General features: G+C 67.4%; 19 protein-coding genes. 12 read left to right on the top strand and 7 right to left on the bottom strand.

Annotation, left to right across the window (positions count from 1 at the left end):
• Positions 1–109 precede the first annotated feature (109 nt).
• From ACWPOC_RS04035 to ACWPOC_RS04025, 3 genes are all read left to right on the top strand, one after another.
• The gene (locus tag ACWPOC_RS04035) at positions 110–1,255 is read left to right on the top strand and encodes an oxidoreductase (RefSeq protein WP_455408045.1); all 1,146 of its coding nucleotides are present in this window, start codon (positions 110–112) and stop codon (positions 1,253–1,255) included.
• Between the two features lie 227 nt (positions 1,256–1,482).
• On the top strand, positions 1,483–2,829 hold the full coding sequence (locus ACWPOC_RS04030) for an MFS transporter (RefSeq protein WP_120281348.1): 1,347 nt from the start codon (positions 1,483–1,485) through the stop codon (positions 2,827–2,829).
• A gap of 117 nt (positions 2,830–2,946) precedes the next feature.
• Positions 2,947–3,999 carry a 2Fe-2S iron-sulfur cluster-binding protein gene (locus ACWPOC_RS04025; protein ID WP_455408044.1) on the top strand — a complete coding sequence of 351 codons (1,053 nt, stop codon included), beginning with the start codon at positions 2,947–2,949 and terminating at the stop codon, positions 3,997–3,999.
• A 174-nt stretch (positions 4,000–4,173) separates the two neighbouring features.
• Here ACWPOC_RS04025 and ACWPOC_RS04020 read toward each other — a convergent pair whose 3' ends face one another.
• The 5 genes from ACWPOC_RS04020 to ACWPOC_RS04000 form a co-directional block, all read right to left on the bottom strand.
• The gene (locus tag ACWPOC_RS04020; RefSeq protein ID WP_120281346.1) at positions 4,174–4,977 is read right to left on the bottom strand and encodes an SDR family NAD(P)-dependent oxidoreductase; all 804 of its coding nucleotides are present in this window, start codon (positions 4,975–4,977) and stop codon (positions 4,174–4,176) included.
• 49 nt (positions 4,978–5,026) lie between these two features.
• Positions 5,027–5,296, bottom strand: a complete 270-nt coding sequence (locus ACWPOC_RS04015) for a hypothetical protein (RefSeq protein WP_120281345.1) — start codon at positions 5,294–5,296, stop codon at positions 5,027–5,029.
• Between the two features lie 11 nt (positions 5,297–5,307).
• Positions 5,308–6,468 carry a Rieske 2Fe-2S domain-containing protein gene (locus ACWPOC_RS04010; RefSeq protein ID WP_160877748.1) on the bottom strand — a complete coding sequence of 387 codons (1,161 nt, stop codon included), beginning with the start codon at positions 6,466–6,468 and terminating at the stop codon, positions 5,308–5,310.
• A 167-nt stretch (positions 6,469–6,635) separates the two neighbouring features.
• Positions 6,636–8,315, bottom strand: coding sequence for an AMP-binding protein (locus ACWPOC_RS04005; RefSeq protein ID WP_159416776.1), 1,680 nt, complete (start codon positions 8,313–8,315; stop codon positions 6,636–6,638).
• A 26-nt stretch (positions 8,316–8,341) separates the two neighbouring features.
• Complete coding sequence (locus ACWPOC_RS04000) at positions 8,342–9,151, bottom strand: MaoC/PaaZ C-terminal domain-containing protein (protein WP_455408043.1); 810 nt, start codon at positions 9,149–9,151, stop codon at positions 8,342–8,344.
• Between the two features lie 235 nt (positions 9,152–9,386).
• Here ACWPOC_RS04000 and ACWPOC_RS03995 point away from each other — a divergent pair, with 235 nt between their 5' ends.
• Positions 9,387–11,066 carry a class I adenylate-forming enzyme family protein gene (locus tag ACWPOC_RS03995; protein ID WP_159416777.1) on the top strand — a complete coding sequence of 560 codons (1,680 nt, stop codon included), beginning with the start codon at positions 9,387–9,389 and terminating at the stop codon, positions 11,064–11,066.
• Between the two features lie 72 nt (positions 11,067–11,138).
• Here ACWPOC_RS03995 and ACWPOC_RS03990 read toward each other — a convergent pair whose 3' ends face one another.
• Complete coding sequence (locus ACWPOC_RS03990) at positions 11,139–12,356, bottom strand: acetyl-CoA C-acetyltransferase (protein WP_120281340.1); 1,218 nt, start codon at positions 12,354–12,356, stop codon at positions 11,139–11,141.
• A gap of 124 nt (positions 12,357–12,480) precedes the next feature.
• On the opposite strand from ACWPOC_RS03990, the gene echA20 reads away from it, so the two are divergent.
• The 4 genes from echA20 to ACWPOC_RS03970 are packed head-to-tail and all read left to right on the top strand — an operon-like array spanning position 12,481 to position 15,982.
• A complete protein-coding gene (echA20, locus tag ACWPOC_RS03985; protein WP_120281339.1) occupies positions 12,481–13,242 on the top strand; it encodes a (7aS)-7a-methyl-1,5-dioxo-2,3,5,6,7,7a-hexahydro-1H-indene-carboxyl-CoA hydrolase in 762 nt (253 codons plus the stop codon).
• A gap of 30 nt (positions 13,243–13,272) precedes the next feature.
• Entirely contained in the window at positions 13,273–14,151 is an 879-nt protein-coding gene (ipdA, locus tag ACWPOC_RS03980) for a cholesterol ring-cleaving hydrolase subunit IpdA (protein WP_183070638.1), read from the top strand.
• Complete coding sequence (ipdB, locus tag ACWPOC_RS03975; protein WP_455408042.1) at positions 14,148–14,906, top strand: cholesterol ring-cleaving hydrolase subunit IpdB; 759 nt, start codon at positions 14,148–14,150, stop codon at positions 14,904–14,906. The genes ipdA and ipdB overlap by 4 nt, the downstream gene beginning before the upstream one ends.
• The gene (locus ACWPOC_RS03970) at positions 14,903–15,982 is read left to right on the top strand and encodes an NAD(P)H-dependent flavin oxidoreductase (protein WP_455408041.1); all 1,080 of its coding nucleotides are present in this window, start codon (positions 14,903–14,905) and stop codon (positions 15,980–15,982) included. The genes ipdB and ACWPOC_RS03970 overlap by 4 nt, the downstream gene beginning before the upstream one ends.
• Positions 15,983–16,090: 108 nt before the next feature.
• Here ACWPOC_RS03970 and ACWPOC_RS03965 read toward each other — a convergent pair whose 3' ends face one another.
• Complete coding sequence (locus tag ACWPOC_RS03965; protein ID WP_455408040.1) at positions 16,091–17,008, bottom strand: TIGR03564 family F420-dependent LLM class oxidoreductase; 918 nt, start codon at positions 17,006–17,008, stop codon at positions 16,091–16,093.
• A gap of 90 nt (positions 17,009–17,098) precedes the next feature.
• Here ACWPOC_RS03965 and ACWPOC_RS03960 point away from each other — a divergent pair, with 90 nt between their 5' ends.
• The 4 genes from ACWPOC_RS03960 (at position 17,099) to ACWPOC_RS03945 (ending at position 22,259) form a co-directional block, all read left to right on the top strand.
• Positions 17,099–17,932 (top strand): TauD/TfdA family dioxygenase, encoded by an 834-nt coding sequence (locus ACWPOC_RS03960; protein ID WP_120281335.1) that lies wholly within the window; start codon positions 17,099–17,101, stop codon positions 17,930–17,932.
• Positions 17,929–18,486, top strand: coding sequence for a nuclear transport factor 2 family protein (locus ACWPOC_RS03955; protein ID WP_120281334.1), 558 nt, complete (start codon positions 17,929–17,931; stop codon positions 18,484–18,486). The genes ACWPOC_RS03960 and ACWPOC_RS03955 overlap by 4 nt, the downstream gene beginning before the upstream one ends.
• Before the next feature lie 38 nt (positions 18,487–18,524).
• Positions 18,525–20,105, top strand: coding sequence for an ABC transporter substrate-binding protein (locus ACWPOC_RS03950; protein WP_120281333.1), 1,581 nt, complete (start codon positions 18,525–18,527; stop codon positions 20,103–20,105).
• A gap of 186 nt (positions 20,106–20,291) precedes the next feature.
• On the top strand, positions 20,292–22,259 hold the full coding sequence (locus ACWPOC_RS03945) for a CocE/NonD family hydrolase (protein ID WP_455408240.1): 1,968 nt from the start codon (positions 20,292–20,294) through the stop codon (positions 22,257–22,259).
• The last annotated feature ends 40 nt before the right edge of the window (positions 22,260–22,299 follow it).

The following is a 22,299-nucleotide window of genomic DNA, read 5'->3' as shown; positions in this document are numbered from 1 at the left end:
ACTGAGCAGGAGGTCCCTGTCCCCCGGGCCGAGCGATGGGTACAACCTCGGATGTGGGCGGAATCTGCCTGCACCCGTCGCCCGCCGAGCCGAAAGAGTCGAGACCGAGATGTCAGAAACCGAGTCCCCCCTCTTCCGCCCCCTGACGGTGCGCTCCCTCGAGCTCCGCAACCGCATCGTGATGTCCCCGATGACCCGCTCCCACTCCCCGGGTGGCGTACCCGGACCGGACGTGGTCGAGTACTACCGGCGACGCGCCGCGGGCGGCACCGCCCTGATCGTCACCGAGGGCGTCGCCATCGAGCACCCGACGGCAGTCGACAACCCCCGCGTGCCCCACATGTACGGCGAAGCAGCTCTCGAAGGCTGGCGTCGCGTCGTCGATGCGGTCCACGCCGAGGGCGGACGCATCGTTCCCCAGCTCTGGCACGTCGGCCCCCTCTGGGGCGCAATGAGCGCGGATGTCGACCCCGACCTCGTCCCCATGCGACCGTCCGGGATCTGGGGCGAGCTCGGCGTGACGTCCTACGGCGAGGACTACATCGCCCGAGCCTCCGCACCCACGCGAGCCATGACCGCCGAGGACATCGAACAGGTCGTCGCTGCCTACGCCGACGCAGCCGCCGCTGCCGCCGAAGCCGGGTTCGACGGCATCGCACTCCACGGAGGGCACGGCTACCTGCTCGACGCGTTCCTCTGGGAAGGCACCAACCTCCGCGACGACGAATGGGGCGGCGACCTCGAGCGCCGCACCCGCTTCCCCGCGACGGTGGTCGCCGCCATCCGCTCGCGCATCGGTGACGACCTGCCGATCTTCTACCGTTTCTCGCAGCACAAGCAGCAGAACTACGAGGCCCGGATCGCCCACACCCCCGACGAACTGAAGGCCGTCCTCACCCCCTTGAAGGAAGCCGGCGTCGACGTGTTCGACGCGAGCATCCGCCGCTTCGACCTTCCGGCATTCGAAGGCAGCGACCTGACCCTCGCGGGCTGGGCCAAGAAGGTCACCGGCGCACATTCGATGGCCGTGGGCAGTGTCGGAATCGCGACGACCTTGCGGGAGAGCCGCCTCCAGGGCAGCGCGCCCGCGCGCAACAACGTTCCCGAACTCGAACGACGGCTGGGCGACGACGAGTTCGATCTGATCGCCATCGGACGTCTGCATCTCGCCGACCCCTCTCTCGCGACAACCCTCCGCAACGGCGCGGAACTCCCCGAGTTCGACCGCTCGGTACACGAGGCCGCGCTGATCTGACATCCCGAAGGCGGTCTCGCTCAGCGAGATAGCACAGCGTGACAGCTCTCACCTGCGATACCAAGTGATCCGAGCCACTCCCATTCGTGGGGCAGGGAAACACGGCCCGCGCTCGGGCCGCCGAGAGTCTGGAATGTGCTTTGACTTCCTACGCCAATGAACTCTCCCAGCCGGAAGCCGCAACCCCGAAGGGGCGGAGCCGGTTCGACCGGCAGCAACCGGTATGGGTGATCGTGTCGGTCCTGATCGCCGTCGAGATCATCAGCGCGTTCGAAACATCGATGATGTTCGCCGCGATCCCGACGTTGATCACCGAATTCGACAGCGACGCATCGACGGTCGGATGGGCGGTGACGGCCTTCCTCCTCGTCTCGGCTGCCTCGGCCGCCGTGTGCGGACGACTCGGCGACATGTACGGCCGGGAACGGATCCTGATGGTCCTGCTCGCCGTCGCGGCGCTCGGCTCGATCGTCAGCGCCGTCGGCGACAGTCTCACCAGCATCATCATCGGCCGCGCGATCCAAGGTGTGGCCGGCGCGATCCTGCCGCTGTGCATCGGGCTGGCCCGTGAGCACCTTCCCGCCTCCCGCGTCCCCGTTGCCGTCGCATTGATCTCCGGCTCCGCAGTCGCAGCAGGTTCCGCGTCGCTGCTCGTCGCCGGTCTGCTGATCGACAACGCCAGCTGGCACATGATCTTCGTCGTCGCAGCCGCATATGCGATCTTCGCTCTGCTGCTCGTCTGGTTCGTCCTGCCGTGGCGTCGGCCCACCGGGACCTCCGAGAAGATCGATTACATCGGCGCGGTCACCTTCGCCGGTGCGGTCGCCGCGATCCTGCTCGGTGTCAACAAGTCCCAGGCATGGGGCTGGTCGGACCCGCGCACCCTCGGTCTCATCCTGGGTGGCGCCGCCGCCCTCGTCCTGCTCGTGCGGTGGGAACTGCGCACCCCCTCCCCCATCATCAACGTGCGACTGTTCGCCGACCGCAAGTTCTCGCTCACGATGCTGGCGACCGTCGCGATCGCGGCGGGTCCGCTGGGCGTGGTCACCATGATCATCCCGATCATCATGCAGACGCCCTCCACCGGCGACTTCGGCCTGGGCCTGAGCGCGACACACGCGGGTTGGCTCTCGTTCATCGGTTCTTTGTTCGGATTCGTCTGCACCCCGCTGAGCGGCCGGATCTCCGCCGCAGTGGGTTCACGCGCCTCGATGCTGCTCGGCACCGCCCTGTTCATCGTCGGCGTCGTCGTCATGCTCACCGCCCACCACTCCGTGGTGGCCATGACCGCCATGGTCGTCGTGGTGTCGGTCGCGACCGCCTTCGCCTACACGGCGATTCCGAACCTGATCGTCGAGTCCGTGCCCGAGCACAACACCAGCGAGACGACCGGCACGAACGCCGTGCTGCGCACCGCGGGCCAGGGTGTCGGAACGTCGATCGCGACCATGCTGCTCGCCTTCGCTGCGACCCCCCTCGCAGGGATCAACATGGTCGGCGGCATGCTCATCGCGCTTTCCGTGGTGACCATCGGGATCACCGTGCTGATCCCGCGCACCGCGCGCACCGCCTGATCCGAACGCCCGTCTCCTCCCGCTGTCCCGATTACCGGGAGGAGACGGGCGTCGGTGTCGGCGTCGTTCTACCGTGGTCCGATCGAGAAGTTTTCGTATCGAAGGGAACCCACTGTGATGACAGCCGTTGAGACACCGGTCGGCTCACGCTCCATCGTGCTGACCGTCAGTGCAGTCGTCCAGGAAACCGCCGACGCCGTTTCACTGGTGTTCGACGTACCCGAGGACCGCCGAGCGGACTTCACCTACAAACCGGGACAGTTCCTCACCCTGCGCATTCCGAGCGACATGACGGGTTCCGTTGCGCGGTGCTACTCCCTGGCGAGCTCACCGCACGCCGACGAACCCCTCAAGGTCACGGTCAAGCGCACCGCGGCCGGATACGGTTCGAACTGGCTGTGCGACAACGTCACCGCCGGTCAGAGTATCGAGGTGCTGCCTCCCGCAGGAGTCTTCACCCCGGTCGACCTCACCGAGAAGCTCGTCCTGTTCGCCGGCGGAAGCGGGATCACCCCTGTGATGTCGATCCTCAAATCGGCACTGCACAGCGGAAACCGCAATGTGGTGGTGGTCTACGGCAATCGCGACGAGAAATCCGTCATCTTCGCCGAAGAACTCCGTGAGCTCGCCGCACGCCACTCCGACGCCCTCACCGTCGTCCACTGGCTCGAGAGCGTGCAGGGCCTGCCGTCCCCGCAGCAGCTCGCGACCCTGATCTCCTCCTTCGCCGATCACCGCGCATACATGTGCGGACCCGGGCCGTTCATGGACACCGTCCGCGAAGGCCTGCTGCTGGCCGGCGTCCCGAAGGACCGGATCCACGCCGAGGTCTTCACCTCGTTGTCCGGCGATCCGTTCGCCGACGTGCCCGCCGTGGAGATCGACGAGTCGGACACCGACGCCGCCTCCGTGACGGTGCAGCTCGACGGCGAGGAACACGACCTCGTGTGGCCGCGCAGCGCCACCCTGGTCGACATCATGCTGTCGAAGGGCCTGGACGTGCCCTACTCCTGCCGAGAGGGCGAGTGCGGCTCGTGCGCGTGCACCGTCGTCGAAGGAGAGGTGGATACCCCGCCGTCGGCGATCCTCGACGAGGAGGACATCGCCAACGGATACGTCCTCGCATGCCAGGCCAGGCCCAAGAGCAAGAACGTGCGCATCGACTTCTGAACCGGCCGTATCGAACCGAAGGCCCCGTACCGCCTCTTGCGGTGCGGGGCCTTCGTCCGTCCGGGCGAGATCGTGCGGGAACGGATGCACTCCGCGTACGACGCAGCGTCGTGAAATGGAGCGTCCCCGGGTGCCGTACGGCACCCGGGGACGAGTAGGTGGGGATCGCGCTGATCAGCGGTTCAGCAGGGCCCGCATCGCTGCTGCTGCACCCTCGACGAGCTTGTTCCTCGGGAACCCGCTGCGCTTGACCGCGGCCTCGTAGTTGCCGCCGGCGACCCATACGGGGCCGTCGGTCAGGTGCTCGAGACCTTCACGTGCGACATCCTCCGGCTCGGCGACGAGCATCCCCGGAATGTCGAAGTTCAGACCCGCACGCACCATCGCCGGGGTGCGGGTGACACCGAGCACGAGTTCGACCACATGCACACCGTGCGGTGCGAGTTCGAGCCAGAGGCTCTCGGCGAAGACGCGGCTGAACGCCTTCGATGCCGCGTAGATGCTCTGGTGTTCGGCACCCATGTATCCGGAGAGCGACCCGAGCAGCATGATGCCGCCGCGGCCACGCTCCTTCATCGGCCCACCGAACAGGTGCGACAACTCGATCTGCCGGTGGACGTTGAGGTCGATCACGCCGCGGAACCCGTCGAGGTCGCCGGTGACGAACTCGTGGCCGTAACTGTTCGCGCCGGCGTTGAAGATGAACAGGCCGACCTCGATGTCCTGGGTGGCCGTGCGGATCTGCTCGACGGCGTCGTCGTCGAGCAGATCCAGCGCGAGGGTGCGCACCTGCACGCCGTTGCTCCGCGCCTTGTCCGCCGTCTCCTCCAGCGGTTCCGGCTTACGCGCGATGAGCACGAGATCGAAGCCGGCGCGGCTCAATTCGTCGGCGAACGCGGCGCCGACGCCTTCGGAGCCGCCGGCGATGACAGCCCACGGGCCGTAGTACGAGCGATCGAGGTCGAGGGATTCTGGCATCGTCGGTCCTTCGAGAAGTAGTCGGGAGCGGAAGGTCGGAAGGGAACGGTCACTGCACGATGGGGGCTCGGATCGGGGTGTCGTCGAAGACCTCGATGACACCCGAGGCGGCCGCCTTCGCGATCGCGGCGTCGAGGTTCGAGCACGACATCCGGGGCGCGCCGGGGCGGCCCTCGCGCCCGTCGTCGTCCCGGACGACGGGGCAACGACGGCGCGCGTCGGTGTTCCACTGGATGGACGTGTGCTCCCAGCTGTTCTTCTGCACGAGCACCTGCGCGGCGCATTCACCGCACCGCAACGGCGCCATCCGGTTCTGCATGTTCTCCGCTCCTAGCCCGCAGGGGTGGACTGCTCTTCGAGGGCCTTGCGGGCGATGTTCTCCTCGACTTCCTTCATCCAGGCGGCCACCGGGCGGGTGGTGTCCATCTCGAACTCGAAGCGGTCGGTCATCGCCGGCTCGACGTCCTCGACGTCGACGTAGAACTGCTCGTACCAGCGTCGCAGCTGGTAGACCGGGCCGTCCTCCTCGCACAGGAGCGGGTTGTCGATACGGGTCTTGTTCCGCCAGATCTCGATGTCCTGCTCGAAACCCTTCGCGATGAAGTTCCCGAACTGCTGGGCGGTCTGCAGGGCCTGCTCGCCTTCGAGGCGGTCGGACTTCTTGACGATCATGCCGTACATCAGGACGAACTTGTCCTGGGAGACCGGGTAGTGGCAGTTGATGAGGACCGACTCGACGTCGTAACCCTCGTACTGGTAGACGAGATCGTCGATCATGAAGGACGGCCCGAAGTAGCTTGCGTCGGAGCGGCTTCCGAGCATCTTCGGTTGTCCTGCCGCGTGCGGACGGGTGTCCTCACGGGCCTGGCCTCGCATGAACTGGCTGGCCACCTGGCCTTCGAAGACGTTCTTGAAGTAGACCGGGAAGGAGTAGTGCACGTAGAAGAAGTGCGCCATGTCGACGATGTTGTCGATGATCTCCCGGCAGTTGGTGTCGACCTCGGTGGTGTACCAGACCCAGTCGGTCCACTCGTCGCTCGTCGCGCCTTCGATGCGCGGGATGGTCACGTCGGCGGGCGGCGGGTTCCCCTGAGGGTCGTGCCACACGAAGAGCATGCCGTCCTGATCGAGGGTGTGCCACGCACGGGTCTTGGCGATGGGAGGAACGCGCCGCGCGTACGGGATGTTCTTGCAGCGCCCGTTTCCGCCCCAGCGCCAATCGTGGAACGGACATGCGATCTCGTCGCCCTTGACCGTGCCCTGGCTGAGATCCCCACCCATGTGCCGGCAGTACGCGTCGAGGATCTTGATCTCGTCGTTGCTGTCGGCCCACACCACGAGCTTGGTCCCGAAGGCCTCGATCGAGTGCGGCTTGCCGTCCTTGAAATCCTTCGACAGACCGAGGCAGTGCCAGCCTCGGGCGAAGCGGGCGGGAGCCGACCCGGCGACGATCTCGCGGATCTCGGATTGTTCGGAAGTGCCGATGCTCACGGTCGTCCGTCCTTTCGGGAGGGAAGCGTTGAGGAGGTCAGGCGGCGGAGTCCGCTGGAGCATTCCGTCGCGATACGACCGAAACGCTAGGTGATCGGTATCACCCCTGATGAGGACATCTCACTGGTCGAGACCTTCCGCCGTCCTGAGACCGCGCCGGGCCGCGATCACGCAACCGGGGCAGGCTCGGCGGTCGGCATCAGGGCCGCTCGGCCGTTGGCGACGAACTCCTTCTCGATGCGTGCGCGTTCCGCGTCGTCGAGCAGCACGTACTCGGAGGTCCGTCCGACACGCACGTAGACCGTGTCGGAGGTGTTCCACGCGACCGCCCGCAACGGAGCCTTGTTCACCTTGTTGCTCCCCGTCAGCGGGATCCGGTCGGTGACGCGCACGAATCGCGGCCACCACTTGTCACCCATGTCGGGCTGCTCGGCGAGGGTCGCCCCGAAGACCACCGGATCGAACTCCGCACCGGGCTCGAGTTCGACGGCGCACATGACCTGATCCCCGGTCGTGGGATCGGGCACGGCGAAGACCGGGGCGGACAGAACGCCCGGCACCCGCAGGATGATGCGCTCGACCGGGGTGGCGGAGAAGTTCTCGCTGTCCACGCGAAGCCAGTCGGAGGATCTTCCGGCGAAGTAGAAGAAGCCGTTCTCGTCGCGGTACCCGAGGTCCCCCGACCAGAAATCGTCGCCCTTGACCCGGTCGGCCATCGCCTCGGGATTCTTGTAGTAGCCCTCGAAGGTGTGGGCGGCACCACACGCGACGATCTGACCGACGGCGTCACTGTTGAGGAGACGACCGGTCTCGTCGAAACGGGCGCGAGGGCACTCCTGCCCCGTGTCCTCGTCGAGGATCCGGACGTCGACGCCTCCGACGGCGACGCCGAGCGATCCGGTCGGAGTGTCGGGGGTGCGGTTGATGCGGAAGACACCTTCGCTCATGCCGTAACCCTCGACGACCGTGCAGCCGAAGCGTTCGGAGAAGCGGGCCACGTCGGCTTCGGACGCCTCGGTGCCGAACGCGAGTTCGAGGGTGCTCGCGCGGTCACGGGGGTCCTCCGGCCGGCTCAGGATGTACGACAGGGCGCGTCCGACATAATTGACGAAGGTGGCGCCGTAACGGTGGACGTCGGAGGCGAATCTGCTCGCCGAGAACTTCCGGATCAGACAGACGGTCGCGCCGGCATGCATGGCCGTGCCGAGGTTGAGCATGAGCGCGTTCCCGTGGAAGAGCGGCATGCACAGATAGGCCACCGAATCCTCGCGCATGCGCACACGCTCGGTCAGCGGCCCGAGGAGTCGGGCGAATCGTCCCTGACCGACGATGACGGCCTTCGGGGCACCGGTGGACCCGGAGCTGAACAGCAGCAGCGCGATGTCGTCGGCGGACGGGATGGTCCCCGGCAGGTCCGCGCCGCGGAACGGCTCGAGGAACTGCCCGTACCGCGCGTCGTCGATGTCGTAGATTCTGTCGGCGGGCAACCCGTGGTCGGTGCCCTCGAGGAGATGGGCGAGGCGGGACTCGGTGACCACGAGGTCGATATCCGCGTGCCGGATGTCCCGGGCGATCTCCGGACCGCTACGGCTGGCGTTGATACCCACCACGGCCGCCCCGGCCAGAGCGCCCGCACCGATCCAGAACACGAAATCCGGGACGTTCTCGAGAAGTATCCCGATATGACGTTGCCGATCTGCCGGGGCGGGCACGGTCGCCACGATCGCGGCGGCACGATCGGCACTTTCCTGGACCACCTCGCCCCAGGTCCACTGCTGGTCCTCGAAACGCAACCCCACCTTCGGGTCACCGTGACGAGCGCGCACTACTTCTGCGAACGTGTCCAAGTCTTTCCTCCAGACGGTTGTGGCGATCAAGCGAAAGCGGCGCGACCGCCGGACAGAACGGCGCCGTTCTCCGTGACGACGTCGAAGCGGGCATCCGCTGCGTCACCCCAGGCGCGGACCTGTGCCGCATCGCCGGGGAAGACGGGGGCCGCGAACCGCCCGAACAGCGTCGTCAGATCGGCCGGGTGCGCTCCGAGCATGTCGGCCAGGGGCAGCGTCGCGGCGGCGAGCGTGCACAGTCCGTGCAGGATCGGGCGGGGCTGTCCGATTCGCGCTGCGGCCTCGGGATCGATGTGGATGTGGTGCCGGTCGCCGGTCAGCCGGTAGAGCGCGGCCTGGTCGGCGTGGGTGGTGAGCGTGCCGACCAGGTCGGCCTCCCCCTCCGGCGCAGCCGGCGCCGACGGTCCGCGCTCGCCGCCGAAACCTCCCGCTCCCGGTGCGAACAACGACCAGGTCGCGACGAAGAACTCGCTCTCGACGACGACCTCGAACACCGCCGCCCGGCCCTTGTCCCAGACCTCACCGACGCGCGCCGACATCGCGATCTCCCCGGAACGCGGCAACGGTGCGAGCACCTCGAGGCTCTGGGAGCCGTGGAGCGCGGTGGACGTGTCGAAGGCACCGAGCGCACCGAGCGCATCCGGTGCCCACTGGGCCAGCGTCAGAGCGAACGTCGGCAGTACCCGCAGCCGCTCCTCGAACACGAGGTCGAGGTCCGTCGTACCGGCGCCCACCGCGAGCGCGTACAGGATCGCGTCCCGTTCGTCGTATCGGACCGTGCGGGCACCCAGGTCGTGGCCTCGCCACTGCGCGGGCGTCGACGTCGTTGCGGTCATTCGATCTCAGTCCTTTCTCATGGGGGCGCCGGGCGGCGGCCCGACGGAGACAGGACCTCGCTTTCCACAGACGCCCAGGTCACAGGCTAGGGAGAGCGGTGGTGACCGTCACCGCCCGTCCCACTCACCGGTACATTCGAGGTCGGGGTGACCCGTCGTGAGATTCTGGCGGTACGCACTCGATGGAGGAGGGGACGTTCGTGAAGCGTGCAGGGACACCGGTGGGATACAGGCGATGACCATCCCGTCCGATCCCTCCCATTTCCTCGATCAGCTGGTATCGCGCCTCACCGGCCCGGGCGGCGAGTTCGAGATCGTCGTGCAGGAAGTCCTGGGCACCGCGATGCCCGTCATGCGTAAACGTGACGTCGCCGTGGCGGATCTGCTCTCGCAGTCCCTCGTCTGGGGCGACCGCGAGTACCTTGTCACCGCCGATCGCCGGATCACCTTCGCCCAGAACGCACGCATGTCCTACGCCCTCGCCGCGGCCCTGCACGAGCGGTACGGGGTGCGCTCGGGCGACCGCGTGGCGATCCTGTCGGCGAACAGACCCGAATGGGTCACCGCGTTCTGGGCGACACAGGCCCTCGGCGCGATCTCGGTGGGATTGAACGCCTGGTGGGTCCAGCCGGAACTGGAGTTCGGTATCCGCCATTCGCGACCGCGGGTGGTGTTCGTCGACGGTCCGCGTACCGCGGCCGTCGCCGGCATCGATCGTGCGCAGACCGTGGTGTTGTCGATCGAGGAGGATCTACCGCGGCTGGTCGCGGAGTTCGACGGCGCGCAACCGCCGCCGCCGCGGGTCGCCGAGGACGATCCCGCCGTTCTCCTGTACACCTCGGGCACGAGCGGCGACCCCAAAGGTGCGTTGCACTCGCAACGGAATCTGCTGGCGGTGGTCGACTACCACCGGTACCTCGACGCGATCGCGACGATCTGGACCGGGGCTGCATACGACCGGTCGGTGCCGTCGGACTCCAGATATCTGCTGACGTCCTCGCTGTTCCACATCACGAGCCTGCACAACACGATCGTGCCGCGCCTGGCCACCGGCAGCACCGTGGTGATGAATCAGGGCTGGTACGGGGTACATCCCGTGCTCGAACTCATCGAAGCGGAGCAGGTCACCCATTGGATGGCCGTGCCGTCGATGGCGGCGCGGATGCTCGAGGACGAAGACCTCGACAGATACGACCTGACCTCGCTGACACGCTTCACCCTGTCCTCGGAACCGTCGACACCCGAGTTCAAGCAGCGTCTGCGCGAGCGGCTCCCGTTCGGCAAGCACGCCATGGTCGACAGCTACACCATCACCGAGTGCAGCACGTCGATCGCGGTGGCCTCTGCCGCCGAACTCGAGGAGTTCCCCGGCACGGTGGGCGCGCCGATCATCACGGTGAGCCTCGAGATCCGGGATCAGACCGGCGCATGGCTGCCCGACGGCCGCGTGGGTGAGGTGTGTGTGCGCAGCCCCTTCGTCATGCTCGGCTACTGGGATGACGAAGCCGCGACAGCCGAGGCGATCACGCCCGACCGCTGGTTGCGCACAGGCGATTTCGGAGTTGTGGAGAACGGCCGGCTGCGTCTGGTGGGCCGGCGCGCCGACCTCATCCACCAGAACGGCGAAAATGTCTACCCGTCGGAGGTCGAACGCGTCCTCTCCCTGCACCCGGCGGTCCGCGAATGCATGGTGACCGGCGCTCCCCACCCGGAATGGGGTCAGGAGGTGGCGGCGGTGGTCGTGCTCGTCGAGGGCTCCACGGTCACCGTCGAGGAATTGACGACTTTCGCTTCCGAGCATCTCGCATACTTCAAGGTGCCGACGCAGTGGACGCTGACGTCCTCCCTGTTGCCGCGCAACGCTACTGGGAAGATCATCCGCAAGGGATGGCGCGACACGTCCGGCCCCTGGTAACCGCACGCCTGCGCCTCACGAGCGTCGCCGGGTGGACCGGGCCGGAGCCCGGCCCACCCGAACGGGGTCGGCTCAGCTCAACCGCTCGAGCACCATCGCCATGCCCTGGCCTCCGCCGACGCACATCGTCTCGACACCGAACTGCTTGTCGTGGGTGCGCAGGTTGTTGATGAGTGTCGTGGTGATGCGGGCACCGGTCATTCCGAAGGGGTGACCGAGCGCGATCGCGCCGCCGTTGACGTTGAGCTTGTCCTCGTCGATGCCGAGTTCGCGAGCGGAACCGAGGACCTGGACGGCGAAGGCCTCGTTGATCTCGAACAGGTCGATGTCGTCGATTCCCATGTTCGCGTTGGCCAGAGCCTTGCGAGTCGCGTCGATCGGTCCGAGGCCCATGATCTCCGGGGACAGGCCCGAGACACCGGTGGAGACGACACGTGCGAGCGGAGTCAGCCCGAGTTCTTTCGCCTTGGTGTCGGACATGATCACCAGGGCGGCCGCACCGTCGTTGAGCGGGCAGGCGTTGCCGGCGGTCACGGTGCCGTCGGGGCGGAAGACCGGCTTCAGCTGGCTGACCGCCTCGTAGGTGGTGCCCGGACGCGGACCGTCGTCGGTGGACACGACGGTGCCGTCGGCGAGGGTCACCGGGGTGATCTCGCGCTCGAAGAAGCCGCTCTTGATGGCTTCCTCGGCCCGGTTGTGCGAACGCACGCCCCAGCGGTCCTGGTCCTCGCGGGAGATGCCGGTGTGCGAGGCGACGTTCTCGGCGGTCTGCCCCATGCCGAGGTAGACGTCCGGAAGCAGGCCTTCGTTGCGCGGGTCGGTCCACGCAACGCCACCCTCGGCGAGCTTCGCACTGCGCGCCTGCGCGTCGTCGAACAGCGGGTTCTTCGTATTCGGCAGTCCGTCGGCGTTACCGGTGACGAAGCTCGACACCGACTCGACGCCGGCCGAGACGAACACGTCGCCCTCGCCGGCCTTGATGGCGTGCAGCGCCATGCGGGTGGTCTGCAGCGACGACGAGCAGTAGCGGTTGACGGTGACACCCGGCAGGAAGTCGTAGCCGAGCTGGACCGCCACGACACGCGCGATGTTGAAGCCGGACTGGCCTGCGGGCTGGCCGCAACCGAGCATGAGGTCGTCGATCTCGGCGGGATCGAGCTCGGGAACCTTCGCGAGCGCTGCGGCGACCATCTGCGTCGCGAGGTCGTCCGGACGGATCGACGCGAGCGAGCCCTTACGCGCTCGGCCGATCGGCGACCGTACTGCGGACACGATTACTGCTTCGGGCATCTTCTCTCCTCGATGTTCGGTCGTACTTCGACCCTACGACCCTTCGACCCTCTGGGTCCGGCGGCTATCCTGTGCTAACTTACCAAGCAATCGCTTGGTTCGGTACAGACGTTAGGAACATGCCATGGGCATCACCTCGACCTCCGACAGCGCCGGTATCACCACGGTCACCGTCGACTTCCCGCCCGTGAACGCCCTTCCCTCACAGGCCTGGTTCGACCTGGCCGAGGCCGTGACCACGGCCGGGCGCAGTCTCGACACCCACGCGGTGATCCTGCGCGCCGAGGGCAGAGGCTTCAACGCGGGTGTGGACATCAAGGAAATGCAGGCCACCGAAGGGTTCGACGCCCTGATCGCCGCCAACCACGGGTGCGCCGCCGCATTCGCCGCCGTCTACGACTGCGAGGTACCGGTGATCGTCGCCGTCAACGGCTTCTGCGTCGGAGGCGGCATCGGCCTCGTCGGCAACGCGGACGTCATCGTCGCCTCCGACGACGCCGTCTTCGGCCTGCCCGAGGTCGACCGCGGTGCGCTCGGCGCCGCAACGCATCTCGCGCGCCTCGTCCCTCAGCACATGATGCGCACCCTCTACTACACGGCGCAGAACGTCACCGCGCAGCAGCTCGAGCACTTCGGTTCGGTGTACAAGGTCGTGCCGCGCAGCGAACTGGACGCCACCGCACGCGAGGTCGCCGAGACGATCGCCGCGAAGGACACCCGCGTCATCCGCCGCGCGAAGGAAGCCATCAACCGCATCGACCCCGTCGACGTGAAGACGAGCTACCGCCTCGAGCAGGGTTTCACCTTCGAGCTGAATCTCGCCGGCATCGCCGACGAGCACCGCGACGAGTTCGTCGCAACAGGAAAGCCGCGCAGCAACAGCTGACGCCTCACACCACCAGGAGTTCGGAACACCATGCGTGACAAGAGAATGTCGCTCGACGACGTGGTCGGCGAGCTGCGCAGCGGAATGACCATCGGCCTCGGTGGCTGGGGGTCGCGCCGCAAGCCCATGGCCCTCGTGCGGGCAATCCTCCGCTCGGACGTGAAGGATCTGACCGTCGTCACCTACGGCGGCCCCGATCTGGGCCTGCTGTGCTCGGCGGGCAAGGTGAAGAAGGCCTACTACGGATTCGTCTCGCTCGACTCGGCACCGTTCTACGATCCGTGGTTCGCCAAGGCCCGCACGGGCGGCGAGATCGTCGCCCGCGAGATGGACGAGGGCATGATCAAGTGCGGTCTCGAGGCCGCCGCGGCACGCCTGCCGTTCCTGCCCATCCGCGCAGGACTCGGCTCGGCCGTCGTCGACTTCTGGGAAGGCGAACTGAAGACCGTCACCTCGCCGTATCCCGGCCCGGACGGCACCGAGACCCTCATCGCCATGCCGGCGCTGAACCTCGACGCTGCGTTCGTGCACCTCAACATCGGCGACAAGCACGGCAACGCCGGCTACCAGGGTGTCGACCCGTACTTCGACGACCTCTACTGCATGGCCGCCGAGCGGCGCTACGTCTCGGTCGAGAAGATCGTCGAGACCGAGCAGCTCGTGAAAGAGGTTCCGCTCCAGCAGCTCCTGCTCAACCGCATGATGGTCGACGGGATCGTCGAAGCGCCGAACGGGGCGCACTTCACTCTCGCGGGCGACAGCTACGGCCGCGACGAGAAGTTCCAGCGCCACTACGCCGAGTCCGCCAAGGACCCCGAGGCGTGGCAGGCATTCGTCGACCGCTTCCTCTCGGGCAGCGAGGACGACTACCAGGCCGCAGTCCAGAAGTTCGCACAGGAGCAGGCATGACCACCACCGAGACCGTGACCCGCGCCGAGTACTGCGCGATCGCATGCGCCGACATCTTCTCGGGTGCCGGCGAGATCATGGCGAGCCCGATGGCGACACTGCCGCAGATCGGCGCACGCCTGGCCAAGCTCACCACCGAGCCCGACCTGTTGATCACCGACGGTGAAGCACTCATCCTCGCCGACGTCCCGGCCCTCGGCGCGAAGGCACCGATCGAAGGCTGGATGCCGTTCCGCAAGGTGTTCGACGTCGTCGCGTCGGGTCGCCGTCACGTCGTGATGGGCGCCAACCAGATCGACCGGTACGGCAACCAGAACCTGTCGGCCTTCGGTCCGCTCCAGCAGCCGACGCGTCAGATGTTCGGTGTGCGCGGCGCTCCCGGCAACACGATCAACCATGCGACCAGCTACTGGGTCGGCAAGCATTCCTCGCGTGTCTTCGTCGACACGGTCGACATCGTCTCGGGTGTCGGATACGACAAGGTCGATCCCGAGAACCCGGCGTACCGCTTCCTGGACATCGCGCGGGTCGTCACCAACCTCGGTGTCTTCGACTTCGGCGGCCCCGGCCACAGCTTCCGGGCGCTCTCGTTGCACCCGGGTGTCGAGGCCGAGACCGTCGCCGAGAACACCTCCTTCGAGGTCGCCGGTCTCGACGAGGCCGGTGGGACCCGCGAACCCACCGCCGAGGAACTGCGTCTGATCCGAGAGGTGATCGACCCCAAGGGACTCCGCGATCGCGAGGTTGCGCTGTGACCACCCTGCGCACGGCACTGACGGAGCTCGTGGGCATCGAGCACCCCATCGTCCAGACGGGCATGGGCTGGGTGTCCGGTCCGCGGCTGACCGCCGCGACGTCGAACGCCGGTGGCCTCGGCATCCTCGCGTCGGCGACGATGACCTATCCCGAGCTCGAAGCGGCGGTGGCGAAGACCAAGTCGCTGACCGACAAGCCGTTCGGTGTGAACATGCGCGCCGACGCTTCGGACGCCGGAGAGCGCATCGACCTGCTGATCCGCGAGAAGGTGAAAGTCGCCTCGTTCGCGCTCGCACCGAAGAAGGAGCTGATCGCCAAGCTCAAGGATCACGGCATCGTCGTGATCCCGTCGATCGGTGCCGCCAAGCACGCCGTGAAGGTCGCCTCGTGGGGCGCCGACGCGGTGATCGTGCAAGGCGGCGAGGGCGGTGGCCACACCGGCCCCGTTGCGACGACCCTGCTGCTGCCGAGCGTCCTCGACGCCGTCGACATCCCGGTCATCGCGGCCGGTGGCTTCTTCGACGGTCGCGGGCTCGCGGCCGCGCTGTCCTACGGTGCTGCCGGCGTCGCGATGGGCACGCGGTTCCTGCTCACGAGCGACAGCGCCGTTCCCGATTCGGTGAAGCAGCAGTACCTTTCGCGGGGACTGCAGGACACCACGGTGTCACTCAAGGTCGACGGCATGCCGCACCGGGTCCTGAACACCGACCTGGTGAACAGCCTCGAGAAGTCCAGCTACGCGAAGGGACTGCTCGCGGCCGCGCGGAACGCGACGAAGTTCAAGTCGATGACGGGCATGAAGTGGTCGACCATCGTCAAGGACGGCCTCGCCATGAAGAAGGCGAGCGACCGCACCTGGCAGCAGATCATCATGGCCGCCAACACCCCCATGCTCCTCAAGGCCGGCCTGGTGGAGGGCAACACCGCCGCCGGTGTGCTCGCCTCCGGTCAGGTCGTGGGCATGCTCGACGACCTGCCGAGCTGCCAGGAGCTGATCGACCGCATCGTCGCCGAGGCCGTCGAGCGCATCGACGCCCTCTCGGCCCTGCGTGATCAGGGGCGTCCCGCCGCCTGATTCCGAGCTCTCCCTTCGACCCCGCCCGTCCGCTCGCCGATTCGTCATCCGCTACAGCGAATTTCCGTAGCGGATGGCCGGAATGGAAGCGGATGGGCGGGGTCGCTGCTATTCCGCGGTGAGTGCACTCAGAAGAGCCCTGGTGCGACGGAGCGATGCTCGCTGGTCGTCGCCGACGGGGACGACCGCCGCCCAGACGTCGGTGACGCCCGCATCGAGCAAGCCCTGCAGCTGCCGGCGCACCGACTCCTCGTCGCCGACGATCGCGATGTCCGCCGGGGTACTCGCGCCCGCCTCCTCCAGGACCCGTCGATAGCTGGGCATCGCCGCGTAGGACGTGGCGGTCGCGGCGACCGCATCACGCGCGGCGTCCGCGTCGTCGTGGACCGCGACGGGCAGTCCCGCCACGATGCGCGGCTCCGGCCGGCCCACCCGCGCGGCGGCCGTGTGGATCGCGGGGGCGATCCGCGATTCGATCACCTTCGGCGCCGCCATCCACAGGACCGTGCCGTCGGCCCACTCCCCCGCGACCCGCAGCATCCGCGGCGACATGGCGGACAGCAGGACGGGCACCTCGTGCGCGACATCGACCATCCGTCCCGCGCTGCGGGTGGACCAGGCCTCTCCCCGGAAGTCCACCTCCTCACCGCGCAGGAGTGCGGTGACGATCCGGATGTACTCCTCGGTGTTCTGCCCCGGGGTGTCGTACGACAGTCCGTAGACGTCCCGGACCAGGCTTTCGTGCGACGGTCCCAATCCGAGCGTGAAGCCCGGCCGGCCCATGGCCTCGGCGACGGCCGCGGCGCGGTTCGCCTGCAGCAGCGGATGGCACGGGTAGGTCTGGAGCACGGCGGTGCCGAGCTCGATCGATCCTGTCTCTCGACCGGCCACCGCGAGAGCTGCCAGCGGGTCGCCCACGACGGTGCTCGCGAACCACAGGGACGTGAATCCCTCGGCCTCCGCCTTCTGCGCCTGCTTCACGATCCTGTCCGTGGACGACGCTCCGCCCGTGAGCCCGATTCGCATCGAACACCTCCGCAATCGCATTCCCATTCAACGCCGAGAACAGTACTCTCCCAGAAAGAGAGTATTACTTCCTGGACAGAGGAGACCACCGTGTTTGCCGATACCAAGCCGATCTCCGCAGAGATCGGCGTCGAGATCTCCGGCGTCGACGGGCGCTCCCTCAACCATTCACGCGTGGCCGAGCGATGCCGTGAACTCCTCGATGAATACGGTGTCGTCGTCTTCCGCGAAACCGGCATCGGCGATGCCGATCTCGTGGCGTTGAGCAGGATGCTCGGCGAGGTCGTCGTCCCTCCGGTGGGTGGCCATCAGGATCATCCCGAGGTATCGGCCATCAGCCTCGACCCGGCCGAGACCGTGCTCGCGTCGTACAACCAGGGCACCTTCCACTGGCATATCGACGGTGCCACCGACGAGATCCCCCAGAAGGGAACTCTGCTCACCGCGCTCCGGGTGTCGGACGAAGGTGGCGACACCGAATTCGCGAACACCTATGCGGCGTACGAGGCACTGTCCGACCGGGACAAAGCGGAGTTCGAGAACCTTCGCGTCGTCCACAGCTTCGCGAACGCACAGCGGCTCGCGAACCCGGACCCGACCGAAAGGCAGGAAGCAGCCTGGGCGCGAGTTCCCGAGCGTGATCATCCGCTCGTGTGGACCCGACGCAACGGGCGCAAGTCGCTGCTGATCGGCGCGACCGCATCCCATGTGGTGGGGTGGCCGGAGGAGAAGGGACGACGCCTCGTCGCCCGGCTTCTCGCCTGGTCCACACAACCGCGCTTCTCGCTCCGGCACCATTGGCGTCCGGGCGATCTGGTGCTGTGGGACAACACCGGCATGCTGCATCGAGCAGTCCCCTACTCCCCCACGTCTCCTCGGTTGATGCACCGGACCACGCTCGTCGGTGAAGAGGCAGTCGCGTGAGCGGTCTCGACGCCCTCCAACGCGACGTCCGGTACCTCCTCGACCGCACCGCCATCCTCGACTGCATCGCAGCACATGCCCGCGGATGCGACCGGCACGATGCCGACCTGCTCTGCAGCACCTACCACGACGACGGGATCGACGAGCACGGCACTTCCGTCAACAGCGGTCCGGACTACGCGCAGTGGGCGAACACCGTGCACGCCGCCACCTCACGGGCACACACCCACAACGTCACCACCCACCTCTGCGAGATCGACGGCGACACCGCCCACTGCGAGAGCTATGTGCTCGTCGGCCTGCTGGGACCGGACGCACGCACGGTCCAGCTGATGAGCGGGCGGTACATCGACCGGCTCGAGAAGCGCGACGGCACGTGGCGGATCGCAGTCCGCAGATCCACCGTCGAATGGAGCGCGGCCGCCGACGCCTCGATCCTGGCGTCGCCGTACTTCCTCCGTCAGGGCTTCCCGACGGGCACGCGGGACACCGACGACCTGTCCTATCGACGCCCCCTGCTCGCGGACACGCCGACACCCGCCCGGTGGGCGTAGGCGAACTGTTCGGTTCTCGGATCACAGGAAGGACCCATATGAGTCGACGGAGATCGTCGTACCTCGCGCTCGTCGCCTTGTGCTCGACGCTGTTCCTCATCACTGCCTGCGGCAGCTCCGGTGCGGGCTCGGGCTCCGCCGCCGCCGAGCCCGTCGGAGACCCCGTCGTCGGCGGATCCGCGCGGCTCGTCCAGGTTCGCGAGCCGGTCAGCCTCGACCCGGCGGTCCTCGCCAACAACTGGGTCGGGCAGTCGATGCTGGGCAACGCGTTGTTCGGAACACTGATGGTCGACGACCCGGCGACACTCGAGGTGGAACACAAACTCGCCACCGACTTCTCGACCACCGACGGTGGAGCCACGTTCACGTTGACGCTCCGGCCGGATCTCGTCTTCTCGGACGGAACTCCGCTCGACGCGGAGGCGGTGGCATTCAATTGGAACCGGCACCGGGACCCGGCCGTCGCGTCGAATGCGCTTGCACAGGCGTCGCAGATCGCGTCGACCGAAGTCGTGGACGAGACCACCCTGACGATCACCATGCGCTCGCCGAATCCCCACTTCGCGCACGCGATCACGTCGAGTTCCCTGAACTGGATCGCCTCCCCCACCGCCCTCGCGAAGGGCCTGGAGGCGTTCAATGCGGAACCTGTCGGCGCCGGTCCCTTCGTCCTGACCGAGTGGGCACGCCAGGATCGTATGGAACTCGAACGGAATCCGGACTATTGGGATGCACCGCGGCCGTACCTGGACAACATCACGTTGATCACCGTCAGCGACGTCAACCAGCGCACGAACGTGCTCGCCAGTGGCGCAGTGGATCTGGTCGCGGAGTCGAGCTGGTCAGCGTTGACACGGGCGGAGCAGGCCGGGTTGCCGACGCAGATCGTCCCGGAAGGCGGTGGGCAGTACATCGCCCTCAACGCCCGCCGGGCACCGTTCGACGACGTCCGAGCGCGAAAGGCCGTGGCCGCCGCGGTGCAACTCGACGGCATCAACAGCGCGGTCTTCGAAGGCAACGGCGAAGTGCCGGGCACCCTGTTCCAGGAGTCGTCCCCGTTCTTCGCGGACATACCGTTGCAGCAGCACGATCCCGAGGAGGCGCAGCGTCTCTTCGACGAACTCGCGGCTGAGGGCAAGCCGGTGGAGTTCACCTTCCTGGCCACCTCCCTCGTCGAGATCCGAACGGTCGCGGAGACGGTTCAGGCGCAACTCGCCGCCTACGACAACGTCGAGGTCGACGTCGAAGTACTCGACTACGCGGCCTTCATGCCGCGGTATGCAGCGCGTGATTTCGATGCGACCATCTGGTCGGCCGACGTGCAGGAACCGCACACCACGCTGTGGCACCAGTTCCATTCGGGGTCGTCGGGAAATGTCGCAGGTATCGCCGACCCCGAACTGGATGCCGCCCTCGAGGCCGGCCGACTGGCGACCTCACCGGACGAGCGGGTCGAGGCCTACACGACGGTCCAGCAACGACTCGCCGATCTCGACGTCGGCATCTGGTACGTGCGGGCGGCACCGTCGGTGATCCACAGTTCCGACATCCACGGCGTCCGGATGTACGCGCTGGGGTCGCCCCTGCCCGAGGAACTCTGGATGGCGGAGTCCGGATAGTTCCCACGATCGGAACCGACGTTGTTGTCGATCCTTCACGGGATCAACGACAACAACGTCGGTTCCGATCCGACCGACTACGGTCGTTGACGGATCCGCCGACCTCGCGTTACCGTGCGCGGAACTGTTTACCGCAGGCATGGGGGCCCGGTGAGATCACGCACGGTCGCATTCGTCGTGGCGGCAATGGCCGCCTGCACCATCACATCCACAGCACCGGCGACCGCCGATCCCAGCGGTGGCGCCTCCGGCGCATCCTGGCAGAGCCTCGTCGATGCCCCCGACGCCTATCCGAACACGGCCGTCGAGTGGGACGTACCCATCACGCTGAGCGACGGGACGGTGCTCCGCGCCAACGTCTTCCGTCCCGCACATGCCGACGGAACCCCGATCGACGAACCCACCCCGGTCGTCCTCGGTCTCACGCCGTACACGAAACTGCTGTCGACGCTGGCGTCGGTGGCGATGGAGGACCCGCAGTTCGCCCCGCTCGTGGACGAACTCGGATCCGTCCTGAACTTCGGTGCCCCCTTCGACGGCATCACCGAACTCGCCGCCCCGGCATCGCAACTCGGCCGCGCCTTCGGACTCAACCGCGATCTCGTGCAGAACGGGTACACGCAGGTGATTGTCGACGTCCGGGGCACCGGTTTCTCCCACGGACAGTGGGACGTCCTCGGTCCGCGCGAGCAGCAGGACACCGTCGAGGTCATCGACTGGGCGGCGAAGCAGCCGTGGTCGAACGGACGCGTCGGAACGACCGGTGTCTCCTATTCGGCGATCAACCAGATCCAGGCCGCCGGTCTGCGGCCCGAGGCACTCGACGCGGTCTTCGCCGTCGAGCCCGGCAACGACCTGCTGCGCGACATCGTGGGCACCGGCGGCGCCGTGGGTGTGGGATTCATGCCCGCCTGGCTCGGGCTCGTCAACGGGCTCAAGTGGGTTCCCGACATGGAAGCCCTCCTCCAGGGCCGGTTCGACGCGCAGTGGTTGCGTGACAGGCTCGCCGACCCCGCCACGAAGATCCCCGAACTCTTCGAGGTCCTCACCGCACCGAGCATCGACGGTGTCTCCCCCGACGCCCTCGCGGTCGCTCAGGACGGCCCGTTCTACCAGGAACGGCAGGCCCGACTCGAGTCGATCGAGGTGCCCACCTTCGTGTTCGGGAACTGGCACGACATCTTCGCCAACAGCGAGCCCGGCATCTACAACCGGATTCCCGTCGAACCCGGCCGCAAGCAACTGGTGATGGGCGACGGCTACCACGCGATCCTCGGCACCGGATTCGGCACACCGGGACATCCCCCGAACATCACAGCGCTCCAGCACGCCTGGTTCGACCGCTGGCTCAAGGACATCGACAACGGTATCGACGAGTACGGCCCGGTCACCCTGCTGCAGCAGGGCGGCGGTTGGGTCACGAACGACGAGTTCCCACGCAGCACCGTCGACCACGAGAAGCTCTTCCTGTCGGCGGCTCCGAGCGGCACGGCCGGGCACGCCCTCCACGACGGCACGCTCGCGACGTCGGCGCCCGAGACCGCGCAACGACTCACCGTCGCCCCGGGACTGCGCGGCTTCTGCTCCCGCGAGGCCGCGCAGGGCACCGCCGGAATCGCGGTACTGCTGGGCGCCGGATGCACGAAGGACGCCCGGTTCAACGAGGCCGAGGGCCTCACCTTCACCAGCGGGCCGGTCGCCGAACCGACCGTGCTGTCGGGGCCGGTCAACGTGCACCTCGAGACCGTCCTCGACGCCACCGACGGATTCTGGTCGGTCTCCGTGAACGACGTGGCTCCGGACGGACGGTCCACCGTGTTCACCACCGGTTCCCTCGTCTCGTCGCTGCGGGCGATCGACGATTCGAAGAGCACGTTCACTACCGACGGCGACTACGCGCAGGCACATCCGGTGCTGACCCTCGAGTCCCGGCAGCCGATCGTCCCGGGGCAACCGACGGCCCTCGACATCAGCACGCTGCCGACCGAGGCGGTCCTGCAACCGGGCCACCGCATCCGGGTGGACGTCTACGCCGCGAGCGTCCCGCGCTCGCTGCCGCTCGGTCCGATGCTGGTCGAGAGCGGACTGCGACCACAGCATCTCGAACTGAACCCTGCCGCGCCGAGTTTCGTGACGCTTCCGGTCGCGAGTTAGCAGGTGGGACGTTCCGCTCGGCCGGGTCGAGGGATCGGAG

The organism is Rhodococcus sp. 5G237 (assembly GCF_053764735.1).
This window is presented reverse-complemented; position numbering and strand designations above follow the sequence as displayed.

Excerpts from the sequence above, each read along its gene's own strand:
- ACWPOC_RS04035 (WP_455408045.1), top strand. The coding sequence starts at position 110 with ATGTCAGAAACCGAGTCCCCCCTCTTCCGCCCCCTGACGGTGCGCTCC.
- ACWPOC_RS04025 (WP_455408044.1), top strand. The coding sequence starts at position 2,947 with ATGACAGCCGTTGAGACACCGGTCGGCTCACGCTCCATCGTGCTGACC.
- ACWPOC_RS04020 (WP_120281346.1), bottom strand. The coding sequence starts at position 4,977 with ATGCCAGAATCCCTCGACCTCGATCGCTCGTACTACGGCCCGTGGGCT.
- ACWPOC_RS04015 (WP_120281345.1), bottom strand. The coding sequence starts at position 5,296 with ATGCAGAACCGGATGGCGCCGTTGCGGTGCGGTGAATGCGCCGCGCAG.
- ACWPOC_RS04000 (WP_455408043.1), bottom strand. The coding sequence starts at position 9,151 with ATGACCGCAACGACGTCGACGCCCGCGCAGTGGCGAGGCCACGACCTG.
- ACWPOC_RS03995 (WP_159416777.1), top strand. The coding sequence starts at position 9,387 with ATGACCATCCCGTCCGATCCCTCCCATTTCCTCGATCAGCTGGTATCG.
- ACWPOC_RS03990 (WP_120281340.1), bottom strand. The coding sequence starts at position 12,356 with ATGCCCGAAGCAGTAATCGTGTCCGCAGTACGGTCGCCGATCGGCCGA.
- echA20 (WP_120281339.1), top strand. The coding sequence starts at position 12,481 with ATGGGCATCACCTCGACCTCCGACAGCGCCGGTATCACCACGGTCACC.
- ipdA (WP_183070638.1), top strand. The coding sequence starts at position 13,273 with ATGCGTGACAAGAGAATGTCGCTCGACGACGTGGTCGGCGAGCTGCGC.
- ipdB (WP_455408042.1), top strand. The coding sequence starts at position 14,148 with ATGACCACCACCGAGACCGTGACCCGCGCCGAGTACTGCGCGATCGCA.
- ACWPOC_RS03965 (WP_455408040.1), bottom strand. The coding sequence starts at position 17,008 with ATGCGAATCGGGCTCACGGGCGGAGCGTCGTCCACGGACAGGATCGTG.
- ACWPOC_RS03950 (WP_120281333.1), top strand. The coding sequence starts at position 18,525 with ATGAGTCGACGGAGATCGTCGTACCTCGCGCTCGTCGCCTTGTGCTCG.
- ACWPOC_RS03945 (WP_455408240.1), top strand. The coding sequence starts at position 20,292 with ATGGCCGCCTGCACCATCACATCCACAGCACCGGCGACCGCCGATCCC.